This window comes from Lyngbya aestuarii BL J (assembly GCF_000478195.2).
Classification (GTDB): Bacteria; Cyanobacteriota; Cyanobacteriia; order Cyanobacteriales; family Microcoleaceae; genus Capilliphycus; species Capilliphycus aestuarii.
This window is the reverse complement of sequence record NZ_AUZM01000200.1, coordinates 1-1,506: the sequence shown is the minus strand read 5'-3', so window position 1 is coordinate 1,506 and position 1,506 is coordinate 1. Positions and strand designations below refer to the sequence as shown.

Below are 1,506 nucleotides of genomic sequence, written 5' to 3'. Positions count from 1 at the left end.
AATACTGCGATCGCATTTGGCGATGAAGTTTTAGCCCTAGTTGGAGGTGTTGATGTTGGCAGTTTCACCGAAGATTCTTTCACTTCCGTTTAACTGATTTTCCCCATTAAAAAATAGTTCCCTCTTGTCTTTTAGAAGAGGGGGCTAGAGGCTAAGGTCAAACTCCAAATACGATCGCAGTTCCCTTAATTCTCTACCTCCGTGATCACCAACATTACGGTGATAATTAGGGGACTTTAAGTTTATAACAATGTTACCTGACTTGTAAAAAAGTAATCCAAATTACCCCGCATAATTGGGGGTTTGGCGGCAAAGTCGTTTACAAATGATTTCTTATTGCTATATGTAGTTTTAGATATTTAATAATCCTAAAAATACTCCCCTCGCCTTCTAGAAGAGGGGTTGGGGGAGAGGTCGAGAGGGGTTGGGATAAAAGGAATAAACCCAGAATTAAGGCATATAATGGAGTAACGCACCTCAAGCTTGGGAGAGACTTCATCCATGTCGATGAAAATCACAGAAATCGAAGGGCAAAACGGTCAAAAAATTTATATTCAATACGACGAAGACGACAACGACGATTTGCAAGCGGTGGGATATGTTGATGATATTGCCGAACGAACCCGGAAATATCAAGAAGTCCTGAAAAGTACCATACGGGGATACTCACAACTGGTTCTCGATCGCGTCAAAACCGCCATCCCCGAAGGTTCACCACCGAGTAAAGTCACACTTCTTTTCTAGATTTGAAACGCATTTTTAGTTAATCTTCAAATGCCTTGGCTTAACTCTGTGCAAAAATTCTCAATTCCTCAACAGCAGTTCACAATCAAAACCGTAGGATATTCGTCATACCGTAGCGGGAGGTTTGGAGGCAATAGAGTTGAAAAATGGTTTGGCGATCGCTATATTCTCAATTAGATATCGTGACGAAATAATAACATACCTTATCACTTCCGATGCCGATCAGAGGTACGGAAATTGCGATCGCCATTTCAGCAAGAACCGAACCCAGATCGACGTGAACCTTTGATAAGTTAGACGAGTCATAGTATAACTCGCAAGATTTTCAGACTTCGTTAGATCATTTTCCTGACATCAGGTTTTGGTATTGCTAGGTTCTGACTAATCCTAGACAGATACATTGCTAATTCTCATCTGGGTCAGACCGTTATAAAGTCTTGAGATGTGTGTGTTTAGGGAAGGGATAACGAAATGCTGGAGATGCGTAGATTAAGTATTTGTGTGAAATAATCAACGAGGATAGTATTCAGAGGAAGGTAGTGAATGGCTGCGACTGACTATAAAGACTATTATGCAATTTTGGGTTTAAGTAAAACGGCGACCGCCGATGAGATCAAAAAAGCTTATCGTAGATTAGCGCGTAAATATCATCCGGATCTGAACCCCGGCGACAAAACAGCGGAAGCTCGCTTTAAAGAGGTGAATGAAGCCTATGAAGTGCTGTCCGATCCGCAAAATCGCAAGAAGTATGATCAATATGGT

At 41.4% G+C, this 1,506-nt stretch carries 2 protein-coding genes; both read left to right on the top strand.

Features of this window, described 5'->3' with window-relative positions; all coding sequences use genetic code 11:
- Positions 1-501 precede the first annotated feature (501 nt).
- A complete protein-coding gene (locus M595_RS27500) occupies positions 502-744 on the top strand; it encodes a CU044_2847 family protein (protein WP_023069224.1) in 243 nt (80 codons plus the stop codon).
- Positions 745-1,287: 543 nt separating this feature from the next.
- Positions 1,288-1,506, top strand: a 219-nt coding sequence (locus M595_RS27495; protein ID WP_023069846.1) for a DnaJ domain-containing protein, incomplete at its 3' end; no start/stop codon positions are given.

Coding starts and splice junctions, on each gene's coding strand:
- M595_RS27500 (WP_023069224.1), top strand. CDS start 502: ATGTCGATGAAAATCACAGAAATCGAAGGGCAAAACGGTCAAAAAATT.